The sequence below is a fragment of the Variovorax sp. 3319 genome (assembly GCF_031456585.1).
GTDB lineage: Bacteria > Pseudomonadota > Gammaproteobacteria > Burkholderiales > Burkholderiaceae_C > Variovorax > Variovorax paradoxus_P.
In genome coordinates this window covers 41,444-59,462 of record NZ_JAVDUZ010000013.1, presented here as the reverse complement: position 1 = coordinate 59,462, position 18,019 = coordinate 41,444, and the positions used below count along the sequence as shown (strand labels likewise).

The following is an 18,019-nucleotide window of genomic DNA, read 5'->3' as shown; positions in this document are numbered from 1 at the left end:
AAAACCGCGGCGCCGGCCTTGCCGGGCCGCTGGCGTGGCCCCCGGCAGCCTAGACCAGCTTGACGAGTTGCTTGCCGAAATTCTTGCCCTTGAGCAAACCCAGGAAGGCCTCGGGGGCGGCCGCGATGCCTTGCGCCACCGATTCCCGCGGCTTTAGCTTGCCGGTGGCCACCAGCGTGCCGAGTTCGGTCAAAGCCTCGGGCCACACTTCCATGTGCTCGCTCACGATGAAGCCTTCGATCTTCATGCGGTTGATGAGAATGAGCGCCGGGTTGGCCAGCGGCAGCGGCTGTCCGTCGTAGCCCGCGATCATTCCGCACAACGCAACGCGCGAGAAGGCATTTGCGCGCAGCAGCACCGCGTCGAAGATATAGCCGCCCACGTTCTCGAAGTAGCCGTCGATGCCGTTCGGGCAGGCTTCCTTGAGAGCGGCGCTCATGCTCTTCACATCGGGATGCTGGCGGTAGTCGATGCAGGCGTCGAAGCCCAGCTCGTCGGTCACGTACTTGCACTTGTCCGGCCCGCCCGCAATGCCGACCACCCTGCAGCCGCGCGCCTTGGCCAGCGCGCCGAACGCGCTGCCCACCGCACCACTGGCGGCGGTAACGACCATCGTCTCGCCGGCCTTGGGCGCAATGATCTTCACCAGCCCGTACCAGGCAGTAACGCCCGGCATGCCGACGGCGCCAAGGTAATGCGACAGCGGCACGTGCGTGGTGTCGACCTTCTTGAGCGCACCGGGCTGCGATGCGTCGACGACGCTGTATTCCTGCCAGCCGCCAAAGCCCACCACCTTGTCGCCGGGGGCGAACTTGGGATGTTTGCTTTCCACCACCTCACCGGCGGTGCCGCCCTGCATCACCTGGCCGAGCGGCTGGGGCTGCGCATAGCTCTTGGAGTCGTTCATGCGGCCGCGCATGTACGGGTCCAGGCTCATGTAGTGGTGGCGCACCAGCACCTGGTTGTCGGCCAGCGCGGGCGTTTCGGCAGTCACGAGCTTGAAGTTGCTGGCAACGGCTTCGCCATCGGGGCGGTTGTCGAGGTGGATCTGTTTGTTGGTGGGCATGTATGGCTCCTGGGAATTCGGTCGGTCGTTGGTTCGATTCAGTCGGTCGAGGGCGGACGCATCGCATTCGCGCTGGCGGGCCCTGTCGGCAGGCGGCGCTTCACGTACTTGAAGGTGCCTGTGGCATGGGCGCACACGCGCTCCTGCTCGTCGTAGATCTTGGCCTCGGTAAAAGCCAGCGTCGCGGTGCGATGAATGAGCGTGCCGCGCGCATGCAGCGGGCCGACCGACGGCTGCATGAAGCTGGTCTTCATCTCGATGGTGACCACGCCCGTCTCGGGCGCCACGCTGCGCGCTGCGGCCGCCATGGTGATGTCGAGCAGCGTCATGCAGGCGCCGCCGTGGGTCACGTCGAAGGTGTTCAGGTGCTCGGGCTTGGCGGTGTAGACGATTTCGGATTCGCCACCCTCGAACCTGGTGAGCTCGAAGCCCAGGTGGCGCGCAAACGGAATCTGGCTCGTGTACGAGCGGATGTTGATGTCGGTGGAATCTTCAGCCATTGCGTACCAAGCTTACGCACCGAGCACCACGCTGACACCGCCGTCCACCGCCAGCCACTGGCCGGTAATGTGCTTGCCGGCATCGCTTGCGTACAGCAGCGTCAGGCCCTTCAGGTCTTCTTCGTCGCCCAGCCGGCCGAGCGGTGCATGCGAGGCCATCTTTTCCTCACCGAGCGACTTGATCAGGCCGGCGGCCATCTTCGTCATGAAGAAGCCAGGGCAAATGGCGTTCACGTTGATGTTGTACTTGCCCCATTCGGCGGCCAGCGTGCGCGTGAAGCCGATCACCGCCGTCTTCGAGGTGTTGTAGGCCAGCGTCTGCATTTCGGGCGGGTTGCCGTTCAGGCCTGCAATGGATGCAATGTTGATGATGCGGCCGGTTTTCTTGGGGATCATGTAGCCGTTGGCCACGTGCTGCGACAGGATGAAATAGCCGCGCACGTTGAGGTTCATCACCTTGTCCCATGCCTCGACCGGATGGCTCTCGGCCGGGGCGCCCCAGCTGGCACCCGCGTTGTTCACGAGGATGTCGATGGCGCCCATGCGCTGCAGCGTTTCATCGGCCAGGCGACGCGTGTCTTCTTCCTTGGAGCAGTCGGCGGCGATCCAGCGCGCGTCGATGCCGGCCGATTGCAGCTCGGCCGCGGCTTGCTCCAGGTCTTCGGCCTTGCGGGAGCTGAGCATGATCTTCGCGCCCGCCTCGCCCAGCGCATGCGCCATTTGCAGGCCAAGGCCGCGCGAGCCGCCGGTAATGAGGGCGGTCTTGCCGGTAAGGTCGAACAGCTGCTTGGTGGTGCGAGGGGTCATTGGGTGTCTCCGGTTTTCAGGATGTTCAGATGTGGGGGCGGCTATTTGTCGCCCAGCCGCGATCGCACGTAGATGAGCACGAAGCCCACGAGCGCGACCACCGCGCCGGGCACGGCCATCGACCAGCCGAGCGCCGGCTCGGTGCGGCCGGTGGCAATGCCCAGGATCACGACAAACAGGCCGCCGTAGATCAGGATCCAGATCCACTTCTCGAGCCGTGCGTGCGGCTTGGGCGGCTTGGCGGGGGTGGGGGTGTTGTTGTTGGGAGCGGCGTTGGCCATTGTCAAAAAGCTTCCTCTGGCAGTGCTGTACAGGTTGGATCGCGGCTTTCGACCACGTTGAGCCAGGCACCGATTTTCGGCAGCTCGTAGTGGAAGAAATAGTCCGTGGCTCCAATCTTGCCAGCTGTTACCGCCCTCGCCTTTTGCACGTCGATTTCGAGTGCCCGCCGTGCCACGTCCAGCCAGATCCAGGCCAGCACGGTGTGGCCAAACGCCTGCATGTAGGGCACCGCGTTGGCCAGCGCATCGGCTGGGTCGCCGGTGGACCAGGCGGCTTCGGTTGCGGTGCCGATGCGCTGCAGGGCCACCTTCAATGTCCGGGCGTGCGCCGCAAGCGCCGGCACCTCGGCCGCACGGCTGATGGTGTCGGTGATGCGGCCGGCCAGCAGCTGCAGGCCCCGGCCTTTTTCCATCAGCACCTTGCGGCCCAGCAGGTCGGCCGCCTGGATGCCGTGGGTGCCCTCGTGGATCATGTTCAGGCGGTTGTCGCGCCAGTATTGCTCCACCGGAAAGTCGCGCGTGTAGCCGTAGCCGCCATGCACCTGAATGGCCAGCGAGTTGGCCTCGAGGCACCATTCGCTGGGCCAGCTCTTGGCAATGGGCGTGAGCACTTCGAGCAACAGGCGTGCGTCGTCGGCGGCCTGTGCGCCACCGGTCTTCTGCTCGTCGACCAGGCGGGCGCAATACAGCTCCAGCGCCAGGGCGCCTTCGCAGTACGCCTTCTGTGCGAGCAGCATGCGGCGCACGTCAGCGTGCTCGATGATGCGGACCTGCGGGCTCGCCGAGTCTTTTGCGACTGCGGTGCCGGGCTGTTCCGCCTTTTTTACGAGCCGGCCCTGCGGCCGGGTCTTCGCATATTCGAGCGAGGCGTAATAGCCGGCCATGCCGAGCATGGTGGCCGCGGTGCCGACGCCGATACGCGCCTCGTTCATCATGTGGAACATGCAGTGCAGGCCCTTGCCGGGCTCGCCGACCAGGTAACCGACCGCACCCGCCTTGCCATCGACCGGGTACTTGCCCTCGCCGAAGTTCAGCAGCGTGTTGGTGGTGCCGCGCCAGCCGAGCTTGTGGTTGAGGCCGGCCAAGGCGACGTCGTTGCGCTCGCCCGTCAGTTCGCCCTTTGTGTTCACCATGCGCTTGGGAACGATGAACAGCGAGATGCCGCGCGTGCCCGGCACGAGTTTGCCGTTGGCATCCGGAATCTTGGCAAGCACGATGTGCACGATGTTCTCGGTCAACTCGTGGTCGCCCGCCGAGATCCACATCTTGTTGCCCGTGAGCCGAAAGCGTGGCCCGAGCGGATCGTTCTGGTAGTTGTCGCCATCGGGCACGGCGCGCGTGGCCACGTCGCTCAGCGACGAACCGGCCTGCGGCTCCGAGAGGCACATGGTGCCCGCCCAGCGCCCCGAAAATTCGTTCTTGGCAAACACCTCTTTCTGCATCTCGGTGCCGTGCACCATCAGCAGGTTGGCGTTGCCGCTCGTCAGCATGTTGGAGCCGATGCTCACCGACGCCATCGCAAAGAAGCTGTTGGCTGCAGCCTGCAGCGTGTAGGGCAGCTGCATGCCGCCGATGTCGTAGTCCTGCGCCGCGCTCATCATTCCGGATTCGACAAAAGCCTTGTGCGCATCGTGGGTTGCCCGCGGCAACACGACTTTCTCGCCGTCGAAATGCGGCTCCTGCGTGTCTACGATGCGATTGGCCGGGGCGTACTTTTCGCGTGCGATGCGCTCGCAGGTGTCGAGCACCGCGTCGAAGGTTTCGCGCGAATGGTCTGAAAAACGCTCACGCTGGCTCAGCGATTCCGCGTCGAGCCAGTCGTAGAGCAGGAAGTCGAGGGTGGGACGCAGGCTCATGATCGGATCTCGGTGTGAATGGATCGCGGGTTCTGTGCCAGGAACACCGCGGAACCAGCTCAGCCGGCCCGCCGGTGTCGCCCCCAGAACGGGAGATTGGCAAAGGCGGCGACGCGCCATGCGCCGCCGGCCGGAGGAGAGTCAGAGAACTTCGAAGACGCCTGCTGCGCCCATGCCGCCGCCGATGCACATCGTGACCAGCACCTTCTTCGCGCCGCGGCGCTTGCCTTCGATGAGCGCGTGGCCCGTGAGGCGCTGGCCGCTCACGCCGTAGGGGTGGCCCACGGCGATGGCGCCGCCGTCCACGTTCAGGCGGTCGCCCGGAATGCCCAGCTTGTCGCGGCAGTAGATCACCTGCACTGCAAAGGCTTCGTTCAGCTCCCACAGGTCGATGTCGTTGACCGTGAGGCCCAGGCGCTTGAGCACCTTCGGAATGGCAAAGACCGGGCCGATGCCCATTTCGTCGGGCTCGCAGCCCGCCACGGCAAAGCCGAGGAACCGGCCGAGCGGCTTGAGGCCCTTTTGCTGGGCGTACTTTTCGTCGACCACCACGCAGGCGCCGCCGCCGTCGGAGAACTGGCTGGCGTTGCCAGCCGAAATGAGGCCGCCGGGCAGTGCCGGGCGGATGCCGCTGATGCCTTCCTTGGTGGTGCCGGGGCGAATGCCTTCGTCGTTCTCGACGGTGACTTCCTTGGTGCGCAGGCCCATCACGGGGTCGGCCACGCCGGCGAGCACGGTGATGGGGGCGATCTCGTCCTTGAAGCGGCCGGCTTCGAGTGCGGCGGTGGCCTTCTGCTGGCTGGCGGCGCCGTATTCGTCCATGGCGTCGCGGCCGATGTTGTAGCGCTTGGCGACTTGCTCGGCCGTTTGCAGCATGTTCCAGTAGATCTCGGGCTTGTGCTTTACCAGCCATGGGTCGGCCAGCATGTGCTTGTTGGCTTCGTTCTGCACGCACGAAATGCTCTCGACGCCGCCGGCCACGTAAACCTCGCCCTCGCCTGCAATGATGCGCTGGGCGGCGGTGGCAATGGTCTGCAGGCCCGACGAGCAGAAGCGGTTGATGGTCATGCCCGAGGTGGTGACGGGGCAGCCGGCGCGCAGCGCGATCTGGCGCGCAATGTTGGAGCCGGTGGCGCCTTCGGGCGTTGCACAGCCCATGATCACGTCGTCGACTTCGGCGGCTTCGATGCCGGCGCGCGAGATGGCGTGCTGCACCGCGTGCCCGCCGAGCGTGGCGCCGTGCGTCATGTTGAAGGCACCCTTCCAGCTCTTGGCGAGCGGCGTGCGGGCAGTGGAAACGATGACGGCGCTGGTCATGGTGAGGTCCTTTGAAGATGGAAGGGAAAAGAGGTCGTTGTCGTCATTGCGCCGGCGCAGCGTTGGTGTTGCGCAGGAGCTGGTGATAGAAGCCGATCATCTCGCCGTAGTTGGAGATGGCCAGGCGTTCGTTGTTGCCGTGGAAGCGCGCCAGGTCTTCGCTCTTCATGCGGAACGGCGAAAAGCGGTAGACGGCGTCGCTCACCAGGCTGAAGTGGCGCGAATCGGTGGCGGCGGTCATGAGGCCGGGCGCCACCACCACATCAGGAAACGACTGGCGCACCGCCTGCTGGATGGCGCGGTAGCCGTTGCTGTCGGTCGGCGACACGGGCGAAGGCTCGGAGTTGCCGGGATAGCGCTTGATCTTGATCTCGTCGTTGCCGAGCGCCTTGCGCAGGTGCGCCTCAACGCTGTCGATGGTGTCGCCCGGCAAGATACGGAAGTTGACCGCCGCCTCGGCACGGCCGGGCAGCACGTTGTCCTTGTTGCCGGCGCGAACGATGGTGAGCGCGGTGGTCGTGCGCAGCATGGCATTGCTGCTCGGGCTCTTTTGCAGCTGGCTGCGCACCAGCGGCTCGGTGAGCCACAGGTTCGAAAGCATCACGCGGTTGACGCCGCTCATCTCGGGCGCGAGTGCGCCGAACATCTGGGCGGCCACGCCTTTGATGCCGCCGGGCATCGGGTTGGCCTCGAGCCGCGCGAGCGCTGCGCTCATGCTGCCGATGGCGCTGCGCTGCGGCGGCATCGACGAATGGCCGGGCGCGGTGTCGAGCGAAAGAAAGAAGGTGCCGTAGCCCTTCTCGGCCAGGCCGATGAGTGCGGCCGGCTTCGAAAGGCCGGGCAGCACGCCGTCGAGAATGAGCAGGCCCTCGTCGAGCACCCAATCGAGGCGCACGTTGCGCGACTTGAGCAGCTCTGCAATGGGCAGCGCACCGCGCAGGCCGCTCACCTCTTCGTCGTCGCCCATCACAAGATAAACGGTCTGCCTGGGCTTGAAGCCACTGCCGATCAGCAGCTCGATGGCTTCCATCTGCGCGAACAGGTTGCTCTTGTTGTCGAGCGTGCCGCGGCCCCAGACGAAACCGTCCTTGACTTCGCCGGCGAAGGGGTCGACCGACCAGGCCTTTTCGGTGCCGGGTGCAATGGGCACCATGTCCTGGTGCGCCATGAGCGCGATGGGCCTGGCTGCCGCGTCGGTGCCGGCCCATGTGTAGAGCAGCGCCTTCTGGCCCACCACTTCCTTCTTGAGGGTGGCGTGGACCTTGGGGAACTGCTGCTCCAGGTAGGCGTGCAGCTTGTCGAACTCGGCCAGGTTGGCGGCCGGATCGTCAAGGCTGGAAACAGTGCGGATCGGAATTGCGCCGGCCAGCCGCCTGGCGGCGGCCTGCACGTCGATCTCGAGCTTGGGAGCGGGCGCTACCGCCAGTTGCTGCGACGGTGTGCGCCAGGTATTGACCGCCACGGCCGCCACCAGCACAACAAGTACCAGCAGCAAGCCGAGAAAGATGCGTTTCAACATGGGCGGTCGGCGTTCCCGTGTATCAGCTGAAAGACTTGCCTTCGGCCACCAGCTTCTGGATGAGCGGCGCGGGCTGCCAGAACTCGGCGTCGTCACGCGGGTTCTTGGCAAAGCGCTTCATGGTTTCGGCCACGTTGTAGAGGCCGACTTGCGATGCGTAGTGCATCGGGCCGCCGCGCCAGATCGGAAAGCCGTAGCCGGTGAGGTACACCATGTCGATGTCGCCCGCCTTCGAGGCAATGCCGTCTTCCAGGATGTGCGCGCCTTCGTTGACCAGCGCATACACCAGGCGCTGCACGATTTCTTCGTCGGAAATCTTGCGCGGCGCAATGCCCAGCTCTTTGCGGTGGTCTTCGATCATCTTGTTGACGAGATCCGAAGGAATCGCATCGCGCTTGCCGGCCTGGTAGTCGTACCACCCTGCCCCGGTCTTCTGGCCGAAGCGGCCCAGTTCGCACAGCTTGTCGGCAGTGCGGCTGTACTTCATGTTCGGATGCTCCACTGCACGGCGCTTGCGAATGGCCCAGCCGATGTCGTTGCCGGCCAGGTCGCCCATGCGGAACGGACCCATGGCAAAGCCGAACTTCTCGATGGCCTTGTCGACCTGCTGCGGCGTGGCGCCTTCATCGAGCAAAAAGCCCGCCTGACGCGAGTACTGCTCGATCATGCGGTTGCCGATGAAGCCGTCGCACACGCCCGAGACCACGGCCGTCTTCTTGATCTTCTTGCCGATGTCCATGACAGTGGCCAGAATCTCCTTGCCCGTTTGCTTGCCGCGCACCACTTCGAGCAGCTTCATCACGTTGGCAGGGCTGAAGAAGTGCATGCCGACCACGTCCTGCGGACGCTCGGTGAACGATGCGATCTTGTCGACGTCGAGCGTGGAGGTGTTCGAAGCCAGGATGGCGCCCTTCTTGGCAACGCGGTCGAGCTCCTTGAACACTTTCTCTTTCACGCCGAGTTCCTCGAACACGGCTTCGATGATCAGGTCGGCGTCCTTCAGGTCGTCGTAGCTCAGCGTGGTGCTCAGGAGCGCCATGCGCTGCTCGTACTTGTCCTGCTTGAGCTTGCCCTTCTTGATCTGCGACTCGTAGTTCTTCTTGATGGTGGCAACACCGCGGTCGAGCGCTTCCTGCTTCATCTCGAGAATCTTGACGGGGATGCCCGCGTTCAGGAAGTTCATCGAAATGCCGCCGCCCATGGTGCCCGCACCAATCACACCGACCGACTTGATCTCTCGCTTGGGCGTGTCGTCGGCCACGTCGGGAATCTTGGAGGCGGCGCGCTCGGCCATGAACAGGTGGCGCAGCGCGAGCGACTCGGGCGTGAACATCAGCGAAGTGAAGATGCGGCGTTCTTCGGCCATGCCGGCGTCGAACTTCATCTTGGTGGCAGCCTGCACGGCCTCAACGCATTGCAGCGGCGCGGGGTAGTTCTTCGACATGCCGCCGACCATGTTCTTGGCGAACTGGAAGTACGCATCGCCCTGCGGATGCTTGCACGGCAGGTTGCGCACCAGCGGCAGTGCGTCGCCCGTCTTGCCGGCCACGCTCTTCGCAAAAGCCACTGCTTCTTCGAAGACCGATTCGGGCGAGGCCGCGAGCCTGTCGAACAGTTTCTGGCCCGGCAGGCCGGCGAGCAGTTCGCTCTTGACGGGCTCGCCGCTCACGATCATGTTGAGCGCGGTTTCCACACCCAGCACGCGCGGCAGGCGCTGCGTGCCGCCGGCACCCGGAATAAGGCCCAGCTTGACTTCAGGCAGCGCAATGCTGGTGCCCGGAGCCGCCACGCGGTAGTGGCAACCCAGCGCAAGCTCGAGGCCACCGCCCATGCACACCGAATGGATGGCCGCGACGATGGGCTTGGGCGAAGCTTCGAGCGCCAAGATCACGCTCAGCAGGTTGGGCTCTTGCAGTGCCTTGGGCGTGCCGAACTCCTTGATGTCTGCGCCGCCAGAGAACGCCTTGCCGGCGCCGGTGATGACGATGGCCTTGACGGCGTCGTCGGCATTGGCCTTCGACAGGCCATCGGTAATGCCGATGCGGGTCGAGAAACCGAGACCGTTGACCGGCGGGTTGGTCAGTGTGATCACGGCGACATCGCCGAGCACTTTGTATTCAGCCGTCATGCTGCGTTCCTTGGTGTATGAAGAAAAAGAAGAAAAAGCACGAGTGTTCTTTTTCGGGGATTCTAGGCTTTTCGCGTGGCTCAACAATGGCACGCAGTCGCTGTTGGGACAAGAGGATCCGGGGCGCGGCCCGGATCCTCGGAGGGCTTCTTCAGACCTCCAGCCACTCTTTGCGGGTGGTGGCGTCGGCGCGCAGGCTGTCGGGTGTGCCGTCGAACACGATGCTGCCGTGGCCCATGACCAGCGCACGGTCGGAGATCTGCATGGCAATAGTGAGCTTCTGCTCGATCAGCAGTACCGAAATGCCCTTGTCCTTGAGCGTCTTCAGGTACTGCCCCACCAGTTCGACGATCTTCGGCGCGAGGCCTTCGGTCGGCTCGTCGATGATGATGAGGTCGGGGTCGCCCATGAGCGTGCGGCACAGCGTGAGCATCTGCTGCTCGCCGCCCGAGAGCACGCCAGCCTCGGTGTGCTGGCGTTCCTTCAGGCGCGGGAACATGCCGTACATGTCGTCGAAGGACCATCGGCTGCCCTTGCCCGAACCCTTTTGCCCGAGCAGCAGGTTCTGGTGCACGGTGAGCTTGGGAAAGATGTCGCGGTTCTCGGGCACGTAGCCAATGCCGAGGTGCGCAATTTCGTAGGCCTTCTTGCGAAGAATGTCCTGGTCTTTCCAGCGCAGCGTGCCTTCGGCATGCACCAGGCCCATGATGGCCTTGGCGGTGGTCGAGCGGCCCGAGCCGTTGCGGCCCAGGAGCGCAACGATCTCGCCGGCGCCAACCTCGAAGGAAACACCATGCAGCACATGGCTCTTGCCGTAGTAGGCGTGAATGTCGTGAAGCTTCAGCATGTCAGTGTCCCTGGCCTTGAGCATCGGCTACCGAAGAGCCCAGGTAGGCCTCCTGCACGCGCGCATTCGCACGCACCGCGGCCGGGGTATCGAAGGCAATCACTTCGCCATACACCACCACCGCAATCTTGTCGGCAAGGCCAAAGACAACCCCCATGTCGTGCTCCACGGTCAGCAGCGTCTTGCCGACGGTGACGTGCTTGATGAGCGAAATGAAATGCGAGGTCTCGGTCTTGCTCATGCCCGCCGTGGGCTCGTCCAGCAAGATGACGTTGGCGCCGCCCGCAATGGTTACGCCAATTTCGAGCGCGCGCTGTTCGGCATAGGTGAGGTTCACCGCCTGCACGTCGCGCTTGCGCTCCAGGCCGATCTGCTTGATGAGCTGTTCGGTGCGCGCATTCGCATCGTCCAGGTTGGAAAGAAAACGCAGAAAGGTGTACTTGTAGCCAAGGCTCCACAGCACGCCGCAGCGCAGGTTTTCGAACACGCTCAGCTTGGGGAAGATGTTGGTGATCTGGAAGCTGCGCGAAAGGCCCAGACGGTTGATCTCATACGGTTTCTTGCCGTCGATGCGCTCGCCGTTCAAGAGCACCTCGCCGCTGGTGGGCGCGAGGCGCCCGCTGATGAGGTTGAAGAGCGTCGACTTGCCCGCCCCATTGGGGCCGATGATGGCCACGCGCTCGCCGGCATTCACCGCGAGGTCGACGCCGCGAATGATCTCGGTCTTGCCGAAATTCTTGCGCAGCGCTTTCAGTTCCAGTGCATGTTGCGCGCTCATTTACGCCGCCTCCCGACGTTTGATTTCTGCTTCGATTTCTTCTTGCGCCTGGCCCCACACGCGCACGAAGCGGCGTCGCGCCACCTCGAGCGCACCCAGGCCCACGGCCAGGATGGCCACGGCGCCGAGCCAGCTGCCCACGCCCGCGGTGTCGAGCGCCACGCCGAAGAAGTTCAGCGTCGGCCCCATCGCTGCGTTCAGCTGGATGTGGTAGATCATTTCGATGAGCGCAGCCGCGCCAATGACCACCGGCACCAGCGCCACTGCAAGTGCAAGGTACAGCAGCCAGAAGCGGTCGAACTTGCCGAACTTGGCAACGCGCAGGTTCATCATTACCAGGCTTGCGATGCCGCCGGGCGCGAACATCACCATGAAGACGAAAACCAGGCCGAAGTACAGCTGCCAGGCCTTCGACAGCTCGGACAGCAGGATCGACGCGAACACCAGCAGCACCGCACCGATGATCGGCCCGAAGAAGAACACCGCGCCGCCAAGGAAGGTGAACAGCAGGTAGCCGCCCGAGCGGATGGCGTTGAGGCTGTCGGCCGCGTTCACGATCTCGAAGTTGATCGAGGCAAGCCCGCCGCCAATGCCGGCGAAGAAGCCCGCGATGATGAACGCGAAGTAGCGCACGCGCTGCGTGTTGTAGCCGATGAACTCCACGCGCTCGGGGTTGTCGCGCACCGCGTTCAGCATGCGGCCGAGCGGCGTGCCGGTAAAGGCGTACATCAGCGCGGTGCAAACGAAGCAGTACGCGGCGATCAGGTAATACACCTGGATCTGCGGGCCAAAGTTGAAGCCGAAGAAGGTCGGCCCGTACACGCGGTCGGTGGTAATGCCGCCTTCGCCGCCGAAGAAGCTCGGGAACATGAGCGCCATGGAGGCCACCAGCTCGCCGATGCCCATGGTGATCATCGCGAAGGTGGTGCCCGACTTCTTGGTGGTCACAAAGCCGAAGATCACTGCGAAGAACATGCCGGACAGTCCGCCCACCAGCGGAATGAGCACCAGCGGAATCTGCAGGCCGCCCTTTGCACCCATGTTCATTGCATGAATGGCCAGGAACGAACCAAGGCCCACATACACCGCATGGCCGAAGCTCAGCATGCCGCCCTGCCCCAGCAGGATGTTGTAGCTCAGGCAGATGATGATGAGATAGCCCATCTGCGAGAGCATGGTGAGCGCCAGGCTGCTCTTGAACAAGAGCGGCGAGACGATCAGCACAATGGCGAAGAGCGTCCAGACCAGGTAGCGCCCGATGTTCCAGGGCTTGAAGCGGTAGTACTGTGTAGAAGTTGCTGTGGTCATGGCGTCAGTCCTCCCGGGTTCCAAGAAGACCCTTGGGCCTGAAGATGAGGATCAGCACCAGGAACAGGTACGGCAGGATCGGCGCAACCTGCGAGATCGTGAGCTTGAGCAGCTCGTAGCCGAAGGTCTGGTCTGTCACGGTCATGCCGATGGCGCGCAGCCCCGTGGCCAGCGACTGGTCCATGGCAACCGCAAAGGTCTGGATGATGCCGATGAGCAGCGACGCCAGAAACGCTCCCGCCAGCGACCCCATGCCGCCGACCACCACCACCACGAAGATGATGGAGCCTACCGAGGCCGCCATTGCAGGCTCGGTCACGTAGGTGTTGCCGCCCACCACACCCGCAAGGCCTGCCAGCGCAGCGCCGCCGCCAAACACCAGCATGAACACGCGCGGCACGTTGTGGCCCAGAGCCTCGACCATGTCGGGGTGCTTGAGCGCCGCCTGGATGACCAGGCCGATGCGCGTGCGCGTGAGCAACAGCCACACCGAGATGAGCATGAGCACGGCCACCAGCATGATGAACGAGCGGGACTTCGGAAACTGCGTGCCGTACAGCGAGAAAAGCGGCCCCTGCAGTTGCGGCGGCAGGCCATAGGGCACGGTGGAGCGGCCCCAGGCAAGCTGCACCACTTCAAGGATGAGATAAGACAGGCCGAAGGTCACGAGCAGTTCGGGCACGTGGCCGAACTTGTGGACCCGGCGCAGGCTGTAGCGCTCGAACGCGGCGCCCAGGAGGCCCACCAGCAGCGGCGCAATGAACAGCGCCGGCCAGAAGCCGATGATGCCCGACAGCGTGTAGGCAATGTAGGCGCCGAGCATGTAGAAGCTGGCGTGCGCAAAGTTGAGCACGCCCATCATGCTGAAGATCAGCGTTAGGCCAGAGCTCAGCATGAACAGCAGCAAGCCGTAGCTCACGCCGTTGAGCAGCGAGATGACGAAGAATTCGACGTTCATCGGTCTTTCGGGTGCGTGAAAAAGAAAGAGGCCCGAGTGTTGAAGTCGGGCCTCGACCGGTCAGGCGACCGAAGCGGTCAAGAGGCGCTGCCGGGCCGCTTCATCTGGCACGACGTGGGCGTGCTCGAGACATACGCCTCGTAGTACTTGACCGGTGCCAGCGTGTAGCCGGTGTTCTCGGGGCTGTACGGGTTCTTGGCGTCGGCCTTCTGCCAGCGCGTGATCCAGAGGCCCTGCTGCAGCTGGTGGTCGGCCTTGCGCATTTCGACGTCGCCGTTGAAGCTCTTGAACTTCATGCCTTCCATGGCGGCCGCAACCTTGACAGGCTCGGTCGACTTGGTGCGCACGAAGGCTTCGCTCAGCATGGCGTACACCGTGTAGATGTCGGTGGTGTACATGTCGTCGTTGAAGCGCTTCTTGAACTCGCCCATGAGCGGCTGGACCGGGCCCGGGGCGTTGTAGTGGCTGTAGCCCACCTGGTACACCTTGCCGTCGGAGGCCGCGCCCATGGCGGTTGGCGTGCCGTTGGTGACGGCGTAGTAGGTGTAGAACTTGACGTTCAGGCCCGAGTCGTTGGCCGACTTGATGAGCAGCGCCAGGTCGGAACCCCAGTTGCCGGTAATGACGGTGTCGGCGCCCGAAGCCTTGATCTTGGCGATGTACGGCGCGAAGTCGCGCACCTGAGCGAGCGGGTGCAGGTCGTCGCCTACCACTTCGACGTCGGGGCGCTTGGCCTTGAGGTTGTCCTTTGCGAACTTGGACACCTGCTGGCCGTGCGAGTAGTTCTGGTTGATGAGGTAGACCTTCTTGATGTCCGGCTGGTCCTTCATGAAGGTGGTCAGCGCTTCCATCTTCATGGAGGTGTCGGCATCGAGGCGGAAGTGCCAGTAGCTGCACTTGCTGTTGGTAAGGTCGGGGTCGACCGCCGCATAGTTGATGTACAGCACTTCCTTGCCCGGGTTGCGGGCGTTGTGCTTTTCGAGCGCGTCGATGATGGCGAGCGCGGGGCCCGAGCCGTTGCCCTGCACCACGTAGCGGGCGCCCTGGTCCATGGCGGAGCGCAGTGCGGCGGTGGTTTCTTGCGGGCTGAGCTTGTTGTCGATGCCGATGACTTCGAACTTCACGCCGGCCGCATTCTTCTTGTTGAATTCTTCGGCCAGGAACTGGAAGGTCTTGAGCTGGTTGGTGCCCACCGCGGCCATCAGGCCCGAGAGCGGGTCGAGCCACGCGATTTTGACGGTTTCACCCTTCTGGGCCAGGGCGCCTGTGGCACTTGCGGCAAGGATGGCTGCGGTAGCGATTTTCAGAGCGAACTTCACGATCTATATCTCCTGGTCAAACCGAATCAAAAAGCCTTGCACGAGCGTACAAGCGTTCACTGCCCCTCCCCTCAGGGAATGCCCGGAGGGGGTGGCCGCAAAGGCCCGTTTCTATCGCGCAGGCGACAGCGCATTTCTCCAATTGCTACCCACGGGTAGAGCGCTTCTACCCACGAGTAGGAAATGCGTTTACAAAGACGCTCAGGGGCGCTTCATCTGGCAGGTCGTTGGCGTGCTGGCCACATACGACTCGAAGTACTTCACGGGAACGTTGGTGTAGCCGGTGTTCTCGGCGTCATAGGGGTACTTGGCGCTGGCTTTCTCCCAGCGCGAGATATAGAGGCCTTGCTGCAGCTGGTGGTCGGCCTTGCGCATCTCGACCTCGCCGTTGAAGCTCTTGATCTTCATGCCCTCGAGCGCGGCCGCAACCTTGACGGGGTCGGTCGACTTGGTCTGCACGAAGGCGGCATCGAGCAGCGCGAACGTGTGATAGATCGACGACTGCGTGAGGTCGTCGTTCATCTTCTTCTTGTAGCCGGCGAGCAGCTTCTGGATCTCGCCGCCCATGTTGTAGTGGGCATAGGCCACGGTGTAGACCTTGCCGGCCGACGTGGCTCCCATGGCCGTGGGCGTGCCGGCGCCGGGTGCGTAGTAAGTGAGGAACTTGACGTCCAGGCCCGAGTCGTTGGCCGCCTTGATGAGCAGCGACAGGTCGGAGCCCCAGTTGCCGGTAATGACGGTGTCGGCGCCCGATGCCTTGATCTTGGCAATGTAGGGCGAGAAGTCGCGTACCTGGGCAAGCGGGTGCAGGTCGTCGCCCACGATCTGGATGTCGGGGCGCTTGGTCTTGAGGTTCTCCTTGGCGAACTTGGACACCTGCACCCCGTGCGCGTAGTTCTGCCCGAGGATGTAGACCTTCTTGATGTCGGCCTGGTCCTTCATCCAGGTGGTCAGTGCCTCCATCTTCATGGAGGTGTCGGCATCCAGGCGAAAGTGCCAGTAGCTGCACTTGCTGTTGGTGAGGTCGGGGTCGACCGCCGCATAGTTCAGGTAGAGCAGTTCCTTGCCTGGATTGCGCGCGTTGTTCTTTTCGACGGCGTCGATGATTGCGAGCGCGGGGCCGGAGCCGTTGCCCTGGGTGATGTAACGCGCACCCTGGTCTTGCGCCGAGCGCAACGCAGCGGTGGTCTCTTGCGGGCTGAGCTTGTTGTCGATTGCAATGATCTCGAACTTCACGCCCGAGGCATTCTTCTTGTTGAACTCTTCAGCCAGAAACTGCGTGGTCTTGAGCTGGTTGGTGCCAACCGCGGCCATCAGCCCCGACAGAGGATCAAGCCAGGCGATCTTGACCGTTTCGCCCTTCTGCGCAAACGCGCCGGCGGCGCTCACCAGCATGGCACAAGCTGCTACGGACTTGACGGCAAATTGCATGAAGAGTCTCCTGGATGAATGGCGGGTATGAAGGGGGATGCCAGCGTACAAGCGCCCTTTTCTCCGCCGCACAGGGATTGCCCGGAAGGAAGGCCGCCGAAGCGGCCTTGCTATCGCGTGCGCGACAGTGCGGCGGGGCTCGGACGATGCGTCAGGCGGTCGGCAGCTTGTAGTCCTTCAGCATTTCGCGCAGCCGGGTCTTGAGGATCTTTCCGGTCGCACCGATTGGAATGGCATCGACGAACACCACGTCGTCTGGCACTTGCCACTTGGCAGTCTTGCCTTCGTAGAACTTCAGCAGTTCTTCGCGTGCAACTTCCGCGTTGGGCTTCTTCACGACCGCGATGATCGGCCGCTCGTCCCACTTGGGGTGGTACACGCCGATGCAGGCAGCCATGGCCACGGCCGGATGCGCAACGGCGATGTTCTCGATCTCGATGGAGCTGATCCACTCGCCGCCGGACTTGATCACGTCCTTGCTGCGGTCGGTAATCTGCAGGTAGCCCTCGGCGTCGATGGTGGCAACGTCGCCGGTGGGAAACCAGCCGCGGCCCTGCTCGTCGCGAATGAGCGGATCGCCGCCCTCGCCCTTGAAGTATTCCTTGACGATCCACGGCCCCTTGACCAGCAGGTCGCCAAAGGCCTTGCCATCCCAGGGCAGTTCCTTGCCGTTGCCGTCGACGATCTTCATGTCCACACCGAAGATGGCGCGGCCCTGCTTCATGCGGATTTGCAGTTGCGCATCGGGCGGCAGCGACAGGTGCTTGTTCTTGAGCGTGCACAGCGTGCCGAGCGGGCTCATCTCGGTCATGCCCCAGGCATGCAGCACCTCGACGTTGTACTTCTCCTGGAACGCCGTGATCATGGCCGGCGGGCAGGCGGAGCCGCCGATGACGGTGCGGTTGAGCTTGCTGAACTTCAGGCTGTTGGCCTGCATGTGGCCGAGCATCATCTGCCACACGGTGGGCACGCCGGCCGCAAAGGTGACGCCTTCGGATTCGATCAGCTCGAACACCGATTTGCCGTCGAGTGCCGGGCCGGGGAACACCACCTTGCAGCCCACCAGCGCCGCCGAGTAAGGAATACCCCAGGCGTTGACGTGGAACATGGGCACCACCGGCAGCACCGAGTCTTGTGCCGAAAGGCGCATCACGTCGGGCAGCGCCGCGGCGTAGGCGTGCAGCATGGTCGAGCGGTGGCTGTAGAGCGCGGCCTTGGGGTTGCCTGTGGTGCCGCTCGTGTAGCACATGCTCGAGGCCGAGTTTTCGTCGAAGGTCGGCCATTCGTACCCGGTCGGTTGCGAGCCCATCCAGGCCTCGTAGCTCACGAGGTTTGGAACGCCGCTGTCGGCAGGAACCTTGTCGGCATCACAAAGTGCAATCCATTTCCGGATGGTGGGGCACTTGGCGTGCACCGCCTGCACCAGCGGCAGAAAGCTCAGGTCGAAGCACAGGATCTGGTCTTCGGCATGGTTGGCAATCCAGGCGATCTGGTCGGGGTGCAGGCGGGGGTTGATGGTGTGCAGCACGCGGCCGCTGCCGCTCACGCCGTAGTAGAGCTCCAGGTGGCGGTAGCCGTTCCAGGCCAGCGTGGCAATGCGGTCGCTGAACAGCAACTGCTCGCCGTCCAGCGCGTTGGCAACCTGCCGGGCACGCGATGCGATGCCGCCCCACGTGGTGCGGTGGATATCGCCCTCGACCCGGCGCGAGACGATTTCACCGTCGCCGTTGTGGCGCTCGGCAAACTCGATCAGCGACGAGATCAAAAGCGGTTGGTCTTGCATCAAACCCAGCATCTACGGACTCCTAAAGGAAATGACTTCATGAAAGCTTGCAAAGCACAGATTCACGCAAGCTTCGGCCGCTTCCACAATGACACAAACCCGCACTGCTGAATGGAACGAA

Annotated in this window: 15 protein-coding genes; all 15 read right to left on the bottom strand. The window is 63.6% G+C overall.

Going from position 1 to position 18,019, the window contains the following annotated elements:
* Positions 1 to 49: 49 nt before the first annotated feature.
* The 15 genes from J2X67_RS23725 to J2X67_RS23655 all read right to left on the bottom strand — a co-directional run bounded on the left by J2X67_RS23725 (position 50) and on the right by J2X67_RS23655 (position 17,910).
* Entirely contained in the window at positions 50 to 1,066 is a 1,017-nt protein-coding gene (locus tag J2X67_RS23725) for an NADP-dependent oxidoreductase (RefSeq protein ID WP_309957099.1), read from the bottom strand.
* A gap of 38 nt (positions 1,067 to 1,104) precedes the next feature.
* The gene (locus tag J2X67_RS23720) at positions 1,105 to 1,566 is read right to left on the bottom strand and encodes a PaaI family thioesterase (protein ID WP_309957097.1); all 462 of its coding nucleotides are present in this window, start codon (positions 1,564 to 1,566) and stop codon (positions 1,105 to 1,107) included.
* Positions 1,567 to 1,578: 12 nt separating this feature from the next.
* Positions 1,579 to 2,373: an SDR family oxidoreductase gene (locus J2X67_RS23715; RefSeq protein ID WP_309957095.1), complete on the bottom strand. Its 795-nt coding sequence runs from the start codon at positions 2,371 to 2,373 to the stop codon at positions 1,579 to 1,581.
* 41 nt (positions 2,374 to 2,414) lie between these two features.
* Positions 2,415 to 2,654: a hypothetical protein gene (locus J2X67_RS23710; RefSeq protein WP_309957094.1), complete on the bottom strand. Its 240-nt coding sequence runs from the start codon at positions 2,652 to 2,654 to the stop codon at positions 2,415 to 2,417.
* Between the two features lie 2 nt (positions 2,655 to 2,656).
* Positions 2,657 to 4,510: an acyl-CoA dehydrogenase gene (locus J2X67_RS23705; protein ID WP_309957092.1), complete on the bottom strand. Its 1,854-nt coding sequence runs from the start codon at positions 4,508 to 4,510 to the stop codon at positions 2,657 to 2,659.
* A 141-nt stretch (positions 4,511 to 4,651) separates the two neighbouring features.
* Positions 4,652 to 5,827, bottom strand: coding sequence for an acetyl-CoA C-acyltransferase (locus tag J2X67_RS23700; RefSeq protein ID WP_309957090.1), 1,176 nt, complete (start codon positions 5,825 to 5,827; stop codon positions 4,652 to 4,654).
* Positions 5,828 to 5,870: 43 nt separating this feature from the next.
* Positions 5,871 to 7,346: a M20 family peptidase gene (locus tag J2X67_RS23695; protein WP_309957088.1), complete on the bottom strand. Its 1,476-nt coding sequence runs from the start codon at positions 7,344 to 7,346 to the stop codon at positions 5,871 to 5,873.
* Positions 7,347 to 7,368: 22 nt separating this feature from the next.
* Positions 7,369 to 9,474 (bottom strand): 3-hydroxyacyl-CoA dehydrogenase NAD-binding domain-containing protein, encoded by a 2,106-nt coding sequence (locus tag J2X67_RS23690; protein ID WP_309957086.1) that lies wholly within the window; start codon positions 9,472 to 9,474, stop codon positions 7,369 to 7,371.
* A gap of 151 nt (positions 9,475 to 9,625) precedes the next feature.
* Entirely contained in the window at positions 9,626 to 10,321 is a 696-nt protein-coding gene (locus J2X67_RS23685; RefSeq protein WP_309957084.1) for an ABC transporter ATP-binding protein, read from the bottom strand.
* A gap of 1 nt (position 10,322) precedes the next feature.
* Entirely contained in the window at positions 10,323 to 11,099 is a 777-nt protein-coding gene (locus J2X67_RS23680; protein WP_309957082.1) for an ABC transporter ATP-binding protein, read from the bottom strand.
* Positions 11,100 to 12,407, bottom strand: a complete 1,308-nt coding sequence (locus J2X67_RS23675) for a branched-chain amino acid ABC transporter permease (protein ID WP_309957080.1) — start codon at positions 12,405 to 12,407, stop codon at positions 11,100 to 11,102.
* Positions 12,408 to 12,411: 4 nt separating this feature from the next.
* Positions 12,412 to 13,365: a branched-chain amino acid ABC transporter permease gene (locus tag J2X67_RS23670; RefSeq protein ID WP_281150758.1), complete on the bottom strand. Its 954-nt coding sequence runs from the start codon at positions 13,363 to 13,365 to the stop codon at positions 12,412 to 12,414.
* Positions 13,366 to 13,442: 77 nt separating this feature from the next.
* The gene (locus J2X67_RS23665; protein WP_309957078.1) at positions 13,443 to 14,684 is read right to left on the bottom strand and encodes a branched-chain amino acid ABC transporter substrate-binding protein; all 1,242 of its coding nucleotides are present in this window, start codon (positions 14,682 to 14,684) and stop codon (positions 13,443 to 13,445) included.
* 201 nt (positions 14,685 to 14,885) lie between these two features.
* A complete protein-coding gene (locus J2X67_RS23660; protein WP_309957076.1) occupies positions 14,886 to 16,115 on the bottom strand; it encodes a branched-chain amino acid ABC transporter substrate-binding protein in 1,230 nt (409 codons plus the stop codon).
* 151 nt (positions 16,116 to 16,266) lie between these two features.
* Positions 16,267 to 17,910 (bottom strand): 3-(methylthio)propionyl-CoA ligase, encoded by a 1,644-nt coding sequence (locus J2X67_RS23655; RefSeq protein WP_309957074.1) that lies wholly within the window; start codon positions 17,908 to 17,910, stop codon positions 16,267 to 16,269.
* Positions 17,911 to 18,019: the final 109 nt, after the last annotated feature.

Excerpts from the sequence above, each read along its gene's own strand:
- J2X67_RS23725 (WP_309957099.1), bottom strand. The coding sequence starts at position 1,066 with ATGCCCACCAACAAACAGATCCACCTCGACAACCGCCCCGATGGCGAA.
- J2X67_RS23720 (WP_309957097.1), bottom strand. The coding sequence starts at position 1,566 with ATGGCTGAAGATTCCACCGACATCAACATCCGCTCGTACACGAGCCAG.
- J2X67_RS23715 (WP_309957095.1), bottom strand. The coding sequence starts at position 2,373 with ATGACCCCTCGCACCACCAAGCAGCTGTTCGACCTTACCGGCAAGACC.
- J2X67_RS23710 (WP_309957094.1), bottom strand. The coding sequence starts at position 2,654 with ATGGCCAACGCCGCTCCCAACAACAACACCCCCACCCCCGCCAAGCCG.
- J2X67_RS23705 (WP_309957092.1), bottom strand. The coding sequence starts at position 4,510 with ATGAGCCTGCGTCCCACCCTCGACTTCCTGCTCTACGACTGGCTCGAC.
- J2X67_RS23700 (WP_309957090.1), bottom strand. The coding sequence starts at position 5,827 with ATGACCAGCGCCGTCATCGTTTCCACTGCCCGCACGCCGCTCGCCAAG.
- J2X67_RS23695 (WP_309957088.1), bottom strand. The coding sequence starts at position 7,346 with ATGTTGAAACGCATCTTTCTCGGCTTGCTGCTGGTACTTGTTGTGCTG.
- J2X67_RS23690 (WP_309957086.1), bottom strand. The coding sequence starts at position 9,474 with ATGACGGCTGAATACAAAGTGCTCGGCGATGTCGCCGTGATCACACTG.
- J2X67_RS23685 (WP_309957084.1), bottom strand. The coding sequence starts at position 10,321 with ATGCTGAAGCTTCACGACATTCACGCCTACTACGGCAAGAGCCATGTG.
- J2X67_RS23680 (WP_309957082.1), bottom strand. The coding sequence starts at position 11,099 with ATGAGCGCGCAACATGCACTGGAACTGAAAGCGCTGCGCAAGAATTTC.
- J2X67_RS23675 (WP_309957080.1), bottom strand. The coding sequence starts at position 12,407 with ATGACCACAGCAACTTCTACACAGTACTACCGCTTCAAGCCCTGGAAC.
- J2X67_RS23670 (WP_281150758.1), bottom strand. The coding sequence starts at position 13,365 with ATGAACGTCGAATTCTTCGTCATCTCGCTGCTCAACGGCGTGAGCTAC.
- J2X67_RS23660 (WP_309957076.1), bottom strand. The coding sequence starts at position 16,115 with ATGCAATTTGCCGTCAAGTCCGTAGCAGCTTGTGCCATGCTGGTGAGC.
- J2X67_RS23655 (WP_309957074.1), bottom strand. The coding sequence starts at position 17,910 with ATGCTGGGTTTGATGCAAGACCAACCGCTTTTGATCTCGTCGCTGATC.